This window comes from Burkholderia sp. MR1-5-21, from assembly GCF_053427715.1.
Genome location: NZ_JBSAXD010000006.1, coordinates 1 through 15,287 on the forward strand (window position 1 = coordinate 1; position 15,287 = coordinate 15,287).

The 15,287-nt window shown below is 69.4% G+C and carries 12 protein-coding genes; 6 read left to right on the top strand and 6 right to left on the bottom strand.

Going from position 1 to position 15,287, the window contains the following annotated elements:
* The 6 genes from ACV229_RS10280 to ACV229_RS10305 all read right to left on the bottom strand — a co-directional run.
* Window positions 1-222, bottom strand: a 222-nt coding sequence (locus ACV229_RS10280) for an ESPR-type extended signal peptide-containing protein (RefSeq protein ID WP_448083022.1), incomplete at its 3' end; no start/stop codon positions are given.
* Between the two features lie 216 nt (window positions 223-438).
* Window positions 439-693, bottom strand: coding sequence for a hypothetical protein (locus ACV229_RS10285; RefSeq protein ID WP_448083023.1), 255 nt, complete (start codon window positions 691-693; stop codon window positions 439-441).
* 97 nt (window positions 694-790) lie between these two features.
* Window positions 791-4,999 (bottom strand): molybdopterin-dependent oxidoreductase, encoded by a 4,209-nt coding sequence (locus ACV229_RS10290; protein ID WP_448083024.1) that lies wholly within the window; start codon window positions 4,997-4,999, stop codon window positions 791-793.
* Window positions 5,000-5,039: 40 nt separating this feature from the next.
* A complete protein-coding gene (gene nirD, locus ACV229_RS10295) occupies window positions 5,040-5,387 on the bottom strand; it encodes a nitrite reductase small subunit NirD (protein WP_448083025.1) in 348 nt (115 codons plus the stop codon).
* Between the two features lie 37 nt (window positions 5,388-5,424).
* Window positions 5,425-7,977 carry a nitrite reductase large subunit NirB gene (gene nirB / locus ACV229_RS10300; RefSeq protein WP_448083026.1) on the bottom strand — a complete coding sequence of 851 codons (2,553 nt, stop codon included), beginning with the start codon at window positions 7,975-7,977 and terminating at the stop codon, window positions 5,425-5,427.
* Between the two features lie 20 nt (window positions 7,978-7,997).
* Window positions 7,998-9,320 carry an MFS transporter gene (locus ACV229_RS10305; protein WP_448083027.1) on the bottom strand — a complete coding sequence of 441 codons (1,323 nt, stop codon included), beginning with the start codon at window positions 9,318-9,320 and terminating at the stop codon, window positions 7,998-8,000.
* A gap of 679 nt (window positions 9,321-9,999) precedes the next feature.
* Here ACV229_RS10305 and cobA point away from each other — a divergent pair.
* From cobA to ACV229_RS10335, 6 genes are all read left to right on the top strand, one after another.
* Entirely contained in the window at window positions 10,000-10,761 is a 762-nt protein-coding gene (gene cobA, locus ACV229_RS10310; RefSeq protein ID WP_448083028.1) for a uroporphyrinogen-III C-methyltransferase, read from the top strand.
* A gap of 213 nt (window positions 10,762-10,974) precedes the next feature.
* On the top strand, window positions 10,975-11,571 hold the full coding sequence (locus ACV229_RS10315; protein ID WP_448083029.1) for an ANTAR domain-containing response regulator: 597 nt from the start codon (window positions 10,975-10,977) through the stop codon (window positions 11,569-11,571).
* Window positions 11,572-11,582: 11 nt separating this feature from the next.
* Window positions 11,583-12,629 carry a CmpA/NrtA family ABC transporter substrate-binding protein gene (locus ACV229_RS10320; protein ID WP_448083030.1) on the top strand — a complete coding sequence of 349 codons (1,047 nt, stop codon included), beginning with the start codon at window positions 11,583-11,585 and terminating at the stop codon, window positions 12,627-12,629.
* Between the two features lie 163 nt (window positions 12,630-12,792).
* Window positions 12,793-13,392, top strand: coding sequence for a uracil-DNA glycosylase family protein (locus ACV229_RS10325; RefSeq protein WP_448083031.1), 600 nt, complete (start codon window positions 12,793-12,795; stop codon window positions 13,390-13,392).
* A gap of 73 nt (window positions 13,393-13,465) precedes the next feature.
* Window positions 13,466-14,386, top strand: a complete 921-nt coding sequence (locus ACV229_RS10330) for a helix-turn-helix transcriptional regulator (protein ID WP_448083032.1) — start codon at window positions 13,466-13,468, stop codon at window positions 14,384-14,386.
* Window positions 14,387-14,530: 144 nt separating this feature from the next.
* On the top strand, window positions 14,531-15,229 hold the full coding sequence (locus ACV229_RS10335) for a fumarylacetoacetate hydrolase family protein (RefSeq protein WP_448083033.1): 699 nt from the start codon (window positions 14,531-14,533) through the stop codon (window positions 15,227-15,229).
* Window positions 15,230-15,287: the final 58 nt, after the last annotated feature.

Below are 15,287 nucleotides of genomic sequence, written 5' to 3' on the forward strand. Positions count from 1 at the left end.
CTGCGTACTGGTGCCGGGCGTCGGCACGATCTGCGCCGATGCGATCGTCGGCGCAGTTGCCAGCGAAGCAGCCGCGATCAGCAAGCCCGTGCCGCCCGACGCGCGACGGCCGGCGCGGCTTTCGCCTGAAGCGGATTTCCCCGTGGCAGCCGCCGTCTCTTCAACGGCCACCGCCATTCCCCGGAATCTGGAGTACACCAGACGGTAGGTCTTTTTGTTCATCGTCCTTCACGGGTGTCTTTCTTCGACCGATGAACAATAGCAAGGCACTCGTCAGGAAACCATAAGGCAACCGTCACCAACTGCCAGACATCAAAGATTCAGGGGAGCGTGATTTCTAGTACTTATCTGATCGCAACCCGTGATTTCCGATAAATCCCTCGCTTCATGACCACATCCGACGGTAATTTACTGATTCAGACTCCTGATCACCCCGCTTCAGGTGCGAATCGTCCGGGCATCGCACCGCATCCCGACGCGCAGGAAACCGTCAAAATATGTTTCATCAAGTGGACGCGACTGATCGTGCTTCAGAGAAACAGTCAGCAGCACCGCGTCGTCCGTCGTCGCGACGACGGCGCCTGGCGGCAGCGTCATGGCCTGCGCGACGGCGGATGCGCTCCAGACGGCGGCAGCCGCCAGCGCCGCGGATACCCTGATGGCCCGCATCGTGATCGGAAGCAACGTCTTCATGACGTTCCCTCCGAGGATCGTGGATGCGTTGGAGAAACACCATGATGAACCGTCGGATCAAACGTCGTGCACTCATATCCAAAGTCGCGCCAGCCACTCAATACACGTCCCGCACGTAGCGCCGCTCCTTCGCGAGCCGCGCGACGTATTCACTCGCCTTGTCGTCGGACATCCCGCCGTGCACGGCGACCACCGATTTCAGCGCCGCATCGACGTCCTTCGCCATCCGGGACGCATCGCCGCACACGTAGAAATGCGCGCCCTCCTCCAGCCACGCGAACAGCTCGGCGCCCTGCTCGCGCATCCGGTCCTGCACGTACACCTTCTCCGCCTGATCGCGCGAGAACGCGAGATCGAGCCGCGTCAGGAAGCCGCTGTCGCGCATCGTGGCCAGCTCGTCGCGATAGTAGAAGTCGGTCTGCGCATGCTGCTCGCCGAAGAACAGCCAGTTGCGCCCACGTGCGCCGCGCGCTTCGCGCTCATGCAGGAAGCCACGAAACGGCGCGATGCCCGTGCCAGGCCCAACCATCACGATTGGCACGTCACCACTCGCCGGCGGCCGGAAATGCGCGGACTTCTGTACGAACACCGGCACGCGGCCGTCGTCCGCGCGATCCGCGAGGAACGTCGACGCGACGCCTTTGCGCGCACGGCGGCCGTTGTGATAACGCACGGCGGACACGGTCAGGTGGATCTCGCCGCGATGCGCGTTCGGGCTCGATGCGATCGAGTAGAGGCGCGGCTGCATCCGCTTCAGCATGCCGACGAGTTCCGCGCCCGACAGCTCGACCGGATATTCGTGCAGCACGTCGGCAAGCTGCTGCCCCCACAGCCAGTTCTTCAGGTCGGCCTTGCGCTCGTCGCCGAGCAGCGCCTTCAGTGCGCCGTTCGAACTGCGCGCGGCGATGAACGCAAGCGCGTCCGGATGCGGCCGCGTGATGTCGAGGTGGCGCGCGAGCGCGTCGCCGAGCCGCACGTCGCCGACGCCCGGAACCGTCACCGGCGTGTCGGCTTTCAGCGCAGTCATGTCGAGCAGTTCGTCGACGAGCGCCGGACAGTTGGTCGGCCACACGCCGAGCGCGTCGCCGGCCTCGTATTCGAGGTTCGCGCCTTCGGTCGACAGCGACACGTAGCGCGTGTCCTTCGCCGCGCCCGGATGATTCAGCCGCAGGTTCGCGACGAGCCGCGACGGCGCCGGATGCGCCTTCGTCGGCAATGCGCCCGGCGGGATCATCCCGTCCGCCGGCACCGCGTGCAGCGCCGCGTCCTCTTCCTTGATCCGCGCGACGATACGTTCGAGCCAGCGGTCCGCGTCGGCCTGGAATTCGACGTCGCAATCGACGCGCGGCGACAGCCGCGTCGCGCCAAGTTCGGCGAACCGCGCGTCGAGCTGGCGGCCGTGGCCGCAGAACTGGTCGTAGTTGCGGTCGCCGAACGCAAGCACCGCGAAATGCACACCGTCGAGACGCGCCGCGCCATCTGCCTTCAGTGCATCCCAGAAGTCGCGGCCGTTGTCGGGCGGGTCGCCGTCGCCGAACGTGCTCGTCATCAGCAGCACGTATTGCGCCTTCGCCAGCGACGCGATCGGGTAATCGGACATGCAGGTCGTGCGGATCTCGAAGCCCGCGTTCATCAACTGCGTCGCGTAATCCTCGGTCAGCGATTCGATATTGCCCGTCTGCGATGCCCACAGCAGCACGACCTTCGGCCGCGTGCGGACGATCCGCACGCCGCCCGGCGCGGCTGCGGCGGCTGTCGCGCCATCCGCTTGCGGTGCGGGCATGGTTGCCGGCATCCCGTGGCCGGCCGTCGCGCGGCTGAACAGCCCCGCGAGCATGCCGTCGAGCCACAGACGCGTCGGCGCGGCGAGCGGCGCGCTCGCGGGCAGCACGGGCACGCCGCCCGCGCGGCGGCCTGCATCGGTGCGCAGGCCGCTGACGAAGCCCGCGACGTAGTGGCGCTCCGCGTCGGAAAGCGCGGGCGGCGCCGTCTCGGCGATCCCGAGCGCGGCGGCGAAGGTGTCGATGTCAGCCATGTCGAATTCCAGTGTCGCAGGCGCGCCGGATGCGGCGGCCGGCTCGGGCGCGGCCTCGGCGACGTCCGGGTCGCGCTGCGGGGTGTCGTCGGCGGCGCGCTCGAGCGGGGCCGCGTCGACCCGGCTCAGCGCGACCGCGCAGAATTTCAGTTCCGGCTGCTGGGAAACCGGGTCGATCGCGTCGTTCGTGACCGCGTTGATGCACAGGTCGTCGCCGTACACGTCGTTCCAGTGCATCGGCGCGAAGCAGTTGCCGGGCTGCACGCGGTCGGTCACGACGGCCGGCAGCACCGCACGCCCGCGCCGCGAGCGGATCTCGACGCTGTCCTTCGCGGCGATGCCGAGCGCGCGCGCATCTTCCGGATGGATTTCGACGAACGGGCGCGGATTCAGCTTGTTCAGCATCGGCACCTTGCCCGTCTTCGTCATCGTGTGCCACTGGTGCTGCAGCCGCCCGGTGTTCAGCACGATCGGGAATTCGCCGTCCGGCAGCTCGCGCGGCGCGACGTGCGGCCGCGCGAAGAACTGCGCCTTGCCGGACGCCGTCGGGAATGCGATGCGCGGGTTCTGCATGCCGCCGTCCGCCGCCGTGCGCAGCGTCTGGCTCACGCCGTCGTTCAGGTAGCGGATCGGGTTGCGGTCGTGCACCGCATCCGGTGCGCACGGCCACTGCAGCGGCGTGTCGGCGAGCGCCGCGTGGCTCGCGCCGCGCAGGTCGTAGCCGGTCGCGGGGTTCGTGAAGCGGACGATCTCGTCGAACACGTCGGCAGCCGATGCATAGCTGAACGCATCCGCGAAGCCCATCGCGCACGCGACCTCCGCGACGATCTTCCAGTCCGGCAGCGCGTCGCCGGGCGGCGCGATCGCCTGCCGCATCAGCGTCATGTTGCGTTCGGAGTTGATCATCACCCCGTCGCCTTCGGCCCACAGCGCGCCCGGCAGCAGGATGTCCGCATAGCGGTTGGTCTCGGTGTCGAGGAACGCGTCCTGCGCGACCACGAGTTCCGCGGCCTGCAGCCCGGCGATCACGGTCTGCCGGTTCGCGACCGTCGCGACCGGGTTCGTGCAGACGATCCAGCACGCCTTCACGTCGCCGGCCGCCATCCGTTCGAACAGGTCGATCGTGCCCTTGCCGGTCTCGGTGCGCAGCGTGCCGCGCGGCACGCGCCACATGTCCTCGACGAACTGCCGGTCCGCGTCGGACAGCACCGAGCGCTGGCCGGGCAGCCCCGGCCCCATGTAGCCCATCTCGCGCCCGCCCATCGCGTTCGGCTGGCCGGTCAGCGAGAACGGGCCGCTGCCGGGCCGGCAGATCCTGCCGGTCGCGAGATGCAGGTTGCAGATCGCATTCGTGTTCCACACGCCGTGCGTGCTCTGGTTGAGCCCCATCGTCCAGCAGCTCGTCCATTCCGGCGCGTCGCCGATCCATTCGGCCGCGCGGCGGATGTCGGCTTCGGCGAGGCCCGTGATTGCCGCAACCTTGTCCGGCGTGTAGTCGGCGAGGAACGCCGACATCGCGTCCCATCCTTCGGTGTAGTCCGCGATGAACGCGGCATCGGTCTTGCCGTTCGCATGCAGCAGATGCAGCAGCCCGTTCAGCAGCGCGAGGTCGGTGCCCGGACGGATCTGCAGGAACAGGTCCGCCTTGTCGGCCGTGCCCGTGCGCCGCGGATCGACGACGATCAGCTTCGCGCCGGCCTTCACGCGATCCATCATCCGCAGGAACAGGATCGGGTGGCAGTCCGCCATGTTCGCGCCGATCACGAAGAACAGGTCTGCGCGCTCGAAGTCCTGGTACGAGCCCGGCGGGCCGTCCGCGCCGAGCGACAGCTTGTAGCCGCTACTCGCGCTCGCCATGCACAGGCGCGAGTTCGACTCGATGTTGTTGGTGCCGACGAAGCCCTTCGCGAGCTTGTTGACGAGGTACTGCGCCTCGATCGACATCTGTCCCGACACGTAGAACGACAGCGCGTCGGGACCATGCGCGTCGAGCACTGCGCGCAGCCGGCGCGCGGTCTCGGCGATCGCGTCGCGCGCCGGCAGCGGCACGAGGTCGTCCTCGCGCGCGCGGCGCACGAACGCGCTTTCCAGCCGCCCCGACTTGCGCAGCGCGACGTGCGCCGACGAACCCTTCGTGCAGAGCCGCCCGAAGTTGGTCGGATGGTCGGGGTCGCCGGACGCCTTGACGACCTCGCCGTCCTCGACGTGCAGCACCATCCCGCAGCCGACGCCGCAGTAGGGACACACCGTCTTCACGTTCGTGGCAGTCATGCGCGCTCCGGTTTCGTCAGGCTGCTGATCGGGTTGTGAATCAGGCCGCAACCCACACGACGCCGTCGTGCACGCGCGACCGGTACGTGTTGACCGACTGGTCCGGCGCTTCGAGGCATTCGCCGGTGCGCAGGTCGAAGTGATGCTTGTACAGCGGCGACGCGACGACGATCCGCTCGCCGAGGTTGCCGACGAGGCCGCGCGACATCACGGCCGCCTGCGATGCCGGATCGACGTTGTGGATCGCGAACACGCCGCCGGCCTCGTGCGCGACGTGGAACACGGCGACCTGCTCGCCGTTGACGAGCGCGCACACGCCGGTGTTCGGCACGATCTCGTCGAGCGCGCACACGGGGGTCCAGGACACTTCGATCTGTTCGTTGCTCATGGCTTTCTCCTTGCTGGCAATGATCGGGAGGGATGGCTCAGGCGGTCTCGGTTTCGAGCACCACCGGGATGTCGATGCGCTTGCCGCGCACGCGCTCGTCGGGCGTCGCGGGGCGGATCTGGCCGCGCGTCTCGACGAACGCGATGTTCGCGTCGGGCGCATCGCTGTTCACGAAGTGGCGGAAGCGCTTGCGCGTCTCGGGATCGGTGACGGCCTTCTTCCACTCGCATTCGTACGTATCGACGACATGCTGCATGTCCGCTTCCAGTTCGGCCGCGAGGCCGAGCCGGTCATTCACGACGACGTCGATCAGGTAGTCGAGCCCGCCTTCGAGGTTGTCGCGCCACACGCTCGTGCGCTGCAGCCGGTCCGCGGTGCGGATGTAGAACATCAGGAAGCGGTCGATGTAGCGGATCAGCGTGTCGTGGTCGAGGTCGGCCGCGAGCAGTTCCGCATGACGCGGCTTCATCCCCCCGTTGCCGCACACATACAGGTTCCAGCCCTTCTCGGTCGCGATGATGCCGACGTCCTTGCCCTGCGCTTCCGCGCATTCGCGCGTGCAGCCCGACACGCCGAACTTCAGCTTGTGCGGCGCGCGCAGGCCCTTGTAGCGGTTCTCGATCTCGATCGCGAGGCCGACCGAATCGTCGACGCCGTAGCGGCACCAGGTCGAGCCGACGCACGACTTCACGGTGCGCACCGACTTGCCGTACGCATGGCCCGACTCGAAGCCCGCGGCGATCAGCTCCTCCCAGATCAGCGGCAGCTGTTCGACGCGCGCGCCGAACAGGTCGACCCGCTGGCCGCCGGTGATCTTCGTGTACAGGCCGTATTTCTTCGCGACCTGGCCCACTGCGATCAGCCCTTCGGGCGTCACTTCGCCGCCGGCCATGCGCGGCACGACCGAATACGTGCCATCGCGCTGGATGTTCGCGAGGTAGTAGTCGTTCGAGTCCTGCAGGCCCGCGTGCTCCTTCTTCAGCACGAACTCGTTGAAGCACGACGCGAGGATGCCTGCCACCGCCGGCTTGCAGACGTCGCAGCCGAGGCCGTGGCCGTGCTTCGCGAGCAGTTCGCCGAAAGTCTGGATGCGCTCGACGCGGATCAGGTGGAACAGCTCCTGCCGCGAATACGGGAAGTGCTCGCAGATATGGTTGTTGACCGCGAGGCCGTTCTTCTTCATCTCGGCCTTCATGATCTGCGTGACGAGCGGCACGCAGCCGCCGCACGACGTGCCCGCGCCCGTGCACGACTTCAGCGCGCCGATGCTCGTCGCGCCGTCGCACACCGCCGCACAGATCTGCGACTTCGACACGTTGTTGCACGAGCAGATCTGCGCGCCGTCCGGCAGCGCGTCGACGCCGAGCGCGGGCTTCGCCGCGCCGTCCGACGACGGCAGGATCAGGAATTCCGGCGACTCCGGCAGCTCCATGCGGTTCAGCATCATCTGCAGCAGCGTGCCGTATTCGGCCGCGTCGCCGACCATCACCGCGCCGAGCAGGAACTTGCCGCAGTCGGACACGACGAGCTTCTTGTAGACCTGCTTGCGCTCGTCCGCGTACTGGTAGGTGCGGCTGCCGGCCGTCGCGCCGTGCGCGTCGCCGATGCTCGCGACGTCGACGCCCATCAGCTTGAGCTTCGTGCTCATGTCCGCGCCGGCGAATGCGGCGGCCTCGCCCGTCAGTTGCTTCGCGACGATGCGCGCCATGTCGTAGCCCGGCGCGACGAGGCCGTACACCATCCCGTTCCACGCCGCGCATTCGCCGATCGCGTAGATGTCCGAGTCGCTTGTGCGGCAGCTGTCGTCGATCGCGACGCCGCCGCGCGGGCCGAGTTCGAGCCCGCATGCACGCGCGAGTTCGTCGCGCGCACGGATGCCGGCCGAGAACACGATCATGTCGGTGTCGAGATGCGTGCCGTCGGCGAACTGCATCCGGTGCGTCCCTTCTTCGCCGTCGACGATCTCGAGCGTGTTCTTGCCCGTATGCACCGTCACGCCGAGCGCCTCGATCTTCGCGCGCAGCATCCGGCCGCCGCCTTCGTCGACCTGCACGGCCATCAGGCGCGGCGCGAATTCGACGACGTGCGTGTCGAGCCCCATGTCGCGCAGCGCCTTCGCGCATTCGAGGCCGAGCAGCCCGCCGCCGATCACGACGCCGCGCTTCGCGCGCGCGCCGCATGCCTGCATCGCTTCGAGGTCCTCGATCGTGCGGTACACGAAGCAGTCCGCGCGCTCACGGCCCGGCACCGGCGGCACGAACGGGCGCGAGCCGGTTGCGAGCACGAGCTTGTCGTACGCGAGCGTTTCGCCGGAGCTCAGCGTGACCGTATGCGCGTCGCGGTCGATCGACGCGACCTGCGCGTTCAGGCGCAGGTCGATGTGCGGGTTCTGCTCGAAGAAGCCCGGCGCGACGAGCGACAGGTCGTCCGCCGTCTTGCCCGAGAAGAATTCCGACAGATGCACGCGATCATATGCGGCGCGCGGCTCCTCGCCGAGCACGGTGACCTGGAGCGCGCCGGCGGCGTCCGCCGCGACGCACTCGAGCAGCTTGTGGCCGACCATGCCGTGACCGATGACGATGAGTTTCATGATGAGGTTTCCCCGAACGATCAGTTTGCGATGCTGCCCGCCAGCGCGCGCTCGCGCAGCGCTGCCTCGCGGGCCTTGTGTTCTTCGCTGAAGCGCACCGCCATCGCGCAGAGCGCGGATACGGTGACGATCAGGCCAAGCAGGCTCAGCGTGTGCTGCACGTCGCCGACGCCCTTCAGCAGGAAGCCGGCCGCGACCGCGCCGGCGTTGCCGCCCGCGCCGACGATGCCCGCGACGCCGCCGAGCGCCTTGCGGTCGATGAACGGCACGAGCGCGTACGTCGCGCCGCAGGCCATGTGCGTGAAGAGGCCGAACGTCAGCATCGCGACCAGCGCGAGCCCGACCGTGTTCGTGTGCGAAAACCAGATCAGCCCGAGCCCTTCGCCGACGATCAGCGCGCAGAGCAGCGACGCGCGCACGTCGAGGCTGCGGCGCGCGGCGATCTTGTCGGACAGCCAGCCGCCGAGCGCGCGGGCGAACAGCGCGAGCACGCCGAACAAGCCGGCGGCGAGGCCCGCCTCCTTCAGCGACAGGTGGAAGTGGTCGACGTAGTACAGCGCGGCGACGTTGTGGATGAACACCTCGACGCCGAAGCACGCGCCGTACGTGACGAACAGCATCCACACGCGGTAGTTCGCGCATGCGGCGGCGAAGCTCGCCCAGCCGCCCTTCTTGCCGCTGTCGATCGTCACGCCTTCCTTGCGCAGCGCGACGAAATCGCCTTGCGGGCAGTCCTGCGTGTAGCGCCAGTAAACCCATGACATCACGAGCATCGCGATGCCCGGCACGACGAGCGCGGCGCGCCACGCGGACGCTTCGCCGAAACCGAGCATCAGCGCGGCCGCTGCGAGCAGCGGCAGGAAAGCCTGCGCGGCACCCGCGCCGGCGTTGCCCCAGCCGGCCGACGTCGCGTTCGCGGTGCCGACGATGTTCGGCGCGAACATCACCGACGTGTGGTACTGCGTGATCACGAAGCTCGCGCCCACCGCGCCGATGCCGAGCCGGCAGATCAGGAACGACAGGTAGTCATGGCTGAACGCGACCGCGATCACGGGAAATGCGCCGATCGCGAGCAGCCCCGCATACACGCGGCGCGGACCGAAGCGGTCGCACAGCGGGCCGACGACCAGCCGCACGGCGATCGTCGCGGCCACCGCCGCGATGTTGATGTTCGCGACCTGCGCGGCGCTCAGGTGAAATTCGTGCGCGATGAGCGGCATCAGCGGTGCGCACGCGAACCACGCGAAGAAGCACACGAAGAACGCCATCCACGTCAGATGGAACGCGCGCATCGGCGCGGTGCTCAGGCTGAAGAGATCGATGCGGGTAGCTTTGTCGGTCATTTCCCATTCACCAAACGAAAACGGCGTCCTGCGAACCCGGTCTCGCGCATGTCGAGACCCGATCCGTAGGACGCCGTTGCCCAGGAAGCCCGTTGCCGGGCGTATCGGTATTCGGTACTGCGAGCGAATCGCCGTTGATTCGCACGGACCACACTATGCAAGGGGCGTGCCATGTCGTGCGAAATCCCGCCATACAAGGGATCACGGCGATTTCGGGCGCCTGCGCGATGCGTCCCTGCCCGGCTTCGGCGACGCGTCATGGCGCAGCGAGGCACAGATGTGGTGCGATGCAGCACTGTCACCGTGCTGCAATGCTGTGCACGTTCGTGGTGAATGGCGCACCCGCATGCGGCATCGCACCGACGCACCGCGCGCCGGCCGGTGTTTGCCCGTCGAGACCGCACGCGGCGCGGGGCGGCACGCCGACGCGCCCTGGCACGCGGGTGGCCCGAATATTGCGTGACCCTGGGCAAGACACCGGCAACGGCGCCGGTGTGCGGTACCCGCAGCGCGCGCCCGCCACCTCGTCGTGGATGGACGCTTCCGGACAACGGCGTCCCTCCGTGCGGTGGCACGGGCGGACGCCGTTGTCGCTTCGGCGAGCGCGGCGGCACCGGCACAAGTCGCATCCGATCCGTTATTTCGACCGCCGCGCATGCGTGGCAATGGGACAAGCATCATGAAGACTGGCAAGGTCACGCTGCTCGGCGCCGGCCCCGGCGATCTCGACCTGCTCACGCTGAAGGCCGTGAAGGCGCTCGCGGCCGCCGACGTCATCCTGCTCGACGATCTGGTCAATCCGGAGATCGTCACGCTCGCGCCGCAGGCGCGCGTCGTGCGCGTCGGCAAGCGCGGCGGCTGCCGTTCGACGCCGCAGGCGTTCATCGAGCGGCTGATGCGCCGCTACGCGCTGCGCGGCGCGCACGTGGTGCGCGTGAAAGGCGGCGAGGCGCTGCTGTTCGGACGCGCCGGCGAGGAGCTGAAGATGCTGCGCGACGCGGCGATTCCCGTCGACATCGTCAACGGCATCTCGTCGGGTTTCGCGGCGGCGGCCGGCCTCGGCGTGTCGCTCACGCATCGCGAGCATTGCCAGGGCGTCACGTTCGTCACCGCGCATCTGCAGGACCACGGCGAACCCGACTGGTCGCGGCTCGCCGCGACCGGCACGACGCTCGCGATCTACATGGGGATGAGCCGCATCGAGCGGATCGCGGCCGGCCTGCTCGCCGCGCTGCCCGCGGCGACGCCCGCCGCGGCCGTCCAGTGGGCGGGCACGCCCGACGAGCGCCGCTGGACCGGCTCGCTCGGCATGCTCGCGCAAGGCGTCGCCGAAACGGGCCTCGGCAGCCCGGCCGTGATCCTGGTCGGTGCCGCGATCGGCGAAGCGGCTGCGCTGGCCGACGCCGCGGGCCCCGCGCACGCGATCGCGCGGGCCGCCTAGGATGCGGCGTGCGACGCGGCCAAAGCCGCGCATCTATAGTGAAAAAGGCGAGCGCCCGCGGGGCGCCCGAACGAGGTCGCGCCGCGACGGACGCAGGCATTCCTCATGGAACGCCCGCCGGAAGTCCCCGGCGGACATCGAGCGCATGTCCATGACGGACAGCCGCCGAACCGCCCCGCCGGGCACCGCCACCCCGTTCGTTCCGTTCACGTCATGAGTGCGTCCGTTTCGCCCGCCAAGCTGCGCGTGCTGCTCGTCACCGATACGCAAAAACCGATCGGCGACCTGCGCGACGCGCTCGCGCGCCTCGGCTACGAGATGCTGAACGAAGTCGCGACGCCCGCGCGGCTGCCTGCGGTCGTCGAGGCGCAGCGGCCCGACGTCGTGATCATCGATACCGAATCGCCGTCGCGCGACACGCTCGAACAGCTCGCCGTGATGAACGCGACCGCGCCGCGCCCGGTGCTGATGTTCAGCCACGACGCCGACCAGACGCTGATCCGCGCGGCAGTCGGCGCGGGCGTCAGCGCCTATCTGGTCGAAGGGCTGTCGGCCGAGCGGCTCGCGCCGATCCTCGAGGTCGCGCTCGCGCGCTTCTCGCATGACGACGCGCTGCGCCGCCGGCTCGCCGACGTCGAGCGCGAGCTCGAGGACCGCAAGCTGATCGATCGCGCGAAGCGCACGCTGATGGACCACCGCAAGCTGTCCGAGCCCGACGCATACGCGGCGCTGCGCAAGCGCGCGATGGACCGGGGCATCCGCATCGTCGACGCCGCGCGCGAAGTGCTCGCCGGCGACCCGCAACCATGAGTGTCATTGCCATGACGACTTCCCCCGCCGCCGCGCCCGAACGCGCGCATCTCCGCCTCGGCTTCGTCGCGCTGAGCGACGCGGCCCCGCTGATCGTCGCGCAGCGCCTCGGCCTCGGCGCACGCCACGGCCTCACGCTCGAACTGAGCCGCGAACCGTCGTGGGCCGCGGTGCGCGACAAGCTGCTGTCCGGCGAGCTCGACGCCGCGCATGCGCTGTACGGCCTCGTCTGCGGCATGCAGCTCGGCATCGCGAGCCCGCAGGCGGACATGGCCGTGCTGATGGTGCTGAACCGCAACGGCCAGGCGATCACGTTCTCAGGGGCGCTCGCCGACGCGTATCGCGCCCGCGGCAACCTGAAGGACGCGCTCGCGACGCTCGGCCGCCCGCCGGTGTTCGCGCAGACCTTCCCGACCGGCACGCACGCGATGTGGCTCTATCATTGGCTCGCGTCGCAAGGTGTCGATCCGCTACACGCGATCCGCAGCGTCGTGATCCCGCCGCCGGAGATGGTCGCGGCGCTCGCGAACGGCGAGCTCGACGGCTTTTGCGCTGGAGAGCCGTGGCACGCGGTGGCCGAGGCGTGCCGCGCGGGCCGCACGGTCGCCGCGACGAGCGAGGTATGGCCCGATCATCCGGAGAAGGCGCTGGCCTGCCGGCGCGATTTCGCCGCGCTGTATCCGAACACGGCGCGGGCGCTGATCCGCACGCTGGCTGACGCGTGCGCATGGCTCGACAGCCCTGCGCACCGCATCGAGGCGGCCGGCTGGCTCGCATCGCCGGATGCGCTCGGCGTGCCGGCCGCGCTGATCGCGCCGCGCCTGCTCGGCGACTACGGCGCGGGGCCGTTCGCCGCGCCGCCGCTCCCGGTCGCGTTCCACGCGAACGGCACGGTGAACCGGCCGCGCACCGAAGACGGCCTGTGGTTCCTGTCGCAATACCGGCGCTGGGGGATGCTATCCGGCGCGCACGACGACCGGGCGATCGCCGCGGCGATCGCGGACCCCGCGTTGTATGATGCTGCGGTCGCCGGGACGGGCGCCGCGCTCGCCGGATAGCGGGCGGGGTCGGAAGCGTTCGCTCCGGATCGTTGCCGGATGGCCGCGCACTGCGCGCCGGACGGGCGCATCCGATGCGATGCGCGTGCCGGTGCCACGCGTGGCGGCGGTACACGACAACCCGCTGGCGACACAACGTTTCTCGCCTCCTTCACCGAAATCGATGTCCAATCGCCCCGGCGCGTCGCTCGACGCGCTGCTCACCGAAATCCGCGCGTGCCGCGCCTGCGAAGCGGTGCTGCCGCTTGGGCCCCGCCCCGTGCTGCGCGCGCATCGCGATGCGCGCATCCTGATCGTCGGGCAGGCGCCCGGCGCGCGCGTGCATGCGAGCGGCATCCCGTGGGACGACGCGAGCGGCAAGCGGCTGCGCGAGTGGCTCGGCGTCGACGCGGACACGTTCTACGACCCGACGCGCTTCGCGATCGTGCCGATGGGCTTCTGCTACCCGGGCCGCGGCGCAAGCGGCGACAATCCGCCGCGCCCCGAATGCGCGCGGCTGTGGCTCGACCGGCTGCTCGCCGAACTGCCCGCGATCCGGCTGACGCTGCTGATCGGCACGTACGCACAGCGGCATTTCCTGCCCGACTCGCGCAAGGCGTCGCTGACCGACACCGTCGCCGCGTGGCGCGACTACGGCGCGGACGTGCTGCCGCTGCCGCACCCGTCGCCGCGCAACCAGGGCTGGTTCAAGCACCATCCGTGGTTCGAGACCGACGTGCTGCCCGAATTGCGGCGGCGGGTCGCGCGGCAACTCGCGCGCTGACGCGCGGTTCCGGCCGCGCGCCGTTCGCTGTACCATCGCGGCTCCATCCGCGTCACGATTGGCCGAATCCGTCATGTCCTCCTCCGCCCCGCCGCGCCTGTACGGGATGCCCGAACGCAGCGACCGGCTCGATTTCTACATCCGCGACCAGGCGTCGCGCCAGGCGATCACCGAGCCCCACCGCCACGCGTATTTCCAGATCCAGTTCAACCTCGGCGGCGACACCGAGCAGCGGATCGGCGGCGTCACGCGGCCGTTTCCGCGCGGCGCGCTCGCGTTCGTGCTGCCGTACCGCGAGCACCTGATCCCGCACCCGGAAGGCGCGCACTTCATCGTGATCAACTTCAGCCAGGCATTCCTGCGCGCCGATCTCGACGTCGATCCGCTCGACCTCGAGGACGTACCCGCACACCGCTTCCCCGAACTCACGCCGTTCCGCTTCCAGGAGCATCTGGACTTCATCCTGACCGGCGACACGTTCGACGAAGCGCGCCGCCTCGCGCTGTGCATGCTCGACGCCGACCGCGTCCGCACGTTCGGCACGACGACGCTGCTGCGCGGCTACCTGCTGCAGTTGATCGGGCTCGTCTGCACGCAGTACGCGGGCGCGCTCGACAAGCTCGCGCAGCGCGGCGCGCATCGCGCGGGCCGGCGCGACGCGCTCGCACGCGTGCTGCGCCACGTGCGCGCGAACCTGACCCGCGAAGACCTGACCCTCGCCGCCACCGCCGAGGCCGCGTTCCTGTCGCCGAACTATCTCGCGCACCTGATCCGCAAGGAAACCGGCAGCACGTTCACCGATCTCGTGACCGAGCGCCGCATCGCGCTCGCGCAGTCGCTGCTTGCCCACACGAGCCGGCGCATCTCGGAGATCGCGCGCGCGGTCGGCTTCCGCGACGAGGGGTATTTCGCGCGGCGGTTCCGCGCGCGGGTCGGCGTGTCGCCGAAGGCGTACCGGGAAGCGAACGCCGTGCTGCCGGACGGCGACGCGTAGTGGCATTCCGGACGTAGTTTTGTCCCGGTAATACGCAGTTGCGTCGCATCCGGCGCGGTGCGCGTCGGGTATCGTTGCATGCATGCCGGCCGCCGCGCGACGCGTGCGCCGGCTTTCCGCCGTCCACCCGAACGAGGCCATCCGATGTCCGAATACGTCATCGACGCTCCCGAGCGTCCTTCCGTCGAAGTCGAGCAGTCGTCCGCGCGCTTTCCGCTGCGCCGCGTGTTCTGCGTCGGCCGCAACTACGCCGAGCATGCGCGCGAGATGGGCGCCGATCCGAACCGCGAGCCACCGTTCTTCTTTTCGAAGCCGGCCGACGCGGTCGTGCCGGCGCACGGCACCGTCCCGTATCCGCCGCTGACGAACGACCTCCATCACGAAATCGAGCTCGTGATCGCGATCGGCCAGGGCGGCCGTTCGATCGACCCGGCCGATGCGCTGTCGCACGTGTGGGGCTACGGCGTCGGCGTCGACCTGACGCGTCGTGACCTGCAGGCCGAAGCGAAGAAGCTGAGCCGGCCGTGGGACTGGGCGAAGGGCTTCGATGCGTCGGGGCCGGTGACCGCGCTGCGGCCGGTCTCGGCAACTGGCCATCCGGCTACCGGCCGCATCTGGCTCGCGGTCAACGGCGAGCCGCGCCAGCAAGGCGATCTCGCGGACATGATCTGGCCGGTGCCGGACATCATTGCGTACGTGTCGCGCTCGGTCGAGCTGCAAGCCGGCGACCTGATCTTCACCGGCACGCCGGCCGGCGTCGGCCCGCTGCAGCCGGACGACCGCGTGACGGGCGGCGTCGACGGCGTCGCGCAGTTCTCCTTCACGATGGGCGCGAAGCCCTGAGCGTCGACGCATGAATGCGCCGCGTGCCGCGCCGAGCGATCCGGCGCGGCATCGCGTC

What these genes read in the sequence shown, in the direction of transcription:
- ACV229_RS10305 (WP_448083027.1), bottom strand. Translation starts at nt 9,320, where the DNA reads ATGACCGACAAAGCTACCCGCATCGATCTCTTCAGCCTGAGCACCGCG.
- ACV229_RS10325 (WP_448083031.1), top strand. Translation starts at nt 12,793, where the DNA reads ATGTCCAATCGCCCCGGCGCGTCGCTCGACGCGCTGCTCACCGAAATC.
- ACV229_RS10320 (WP_448083030.1), top strand. Translation starts at nt 11,583, where the DNA reads ATGACGACTTCCCCCGCCGCCGCGCCCGAACGCGCGCATCTCCGCCTC.
- cobA (WP_448083028.1), top strand. Translation starts at nt 10,000, where the DNA reads ATGAAGACTGGCAAGGTCACGCTGCTCGGCGCCGGCCCCGGCGATCTC.
- ACV229_RS10335 (WP_448083033.1), top strand. Translation starts at nt 14,531, where the DNA reads ATGTCCGAATACGTCATCGACGCTCCCGAGCGTCCTTCCGTCGAAGTC.
- ACV229_RS10290 (WP_448083024.1), bottom strand. Translation starts at nt 4,999, where the DNA reads ATGACTGCCACGAACGTGAAGACGGTGTGTCCCTACTGCGGCGTCGGC.
- ACV229_RS10330 (WP_448083032.1), top strand. Translation starts at nt 13,466, where the DNA reads ATGTCCTCCTCCGCCCCGCCGCGCCTGTACGGGATGCCCGAACGCAGC.
- nirB (WP_448083026.1), bottom strand. Translation starts at nt 7,977, where the DNA reads ATGAAACTCATCGTCATCGGTCACGGCATGGTCGGCCACAAGCTGCTC.
- ACV229_RS10315 (WP_448083029.1), top strand. Translation starts at nt 10,975, where the DNA reads ATGAGTGCGTCCGTTTCGCCCGCCAAGCTGCGCGTGCTGCTCGTCACC.
- nirD (WP_448083025.1), bottom strand. Translation starts at nt 5,387, where the DNA reads ATGAGCAACGAACAGATCGAAGTGTCCTGGACCCCCGTGTGCGCGCTC.
- ACV229_RS10285 (WP_448083023.1), bottom strand. Translation starts at nt 693, where the DNA reads ATGAAGACGTTGCTTCCGATCACGATGCGGGCCATCAGGGTATCCGCG.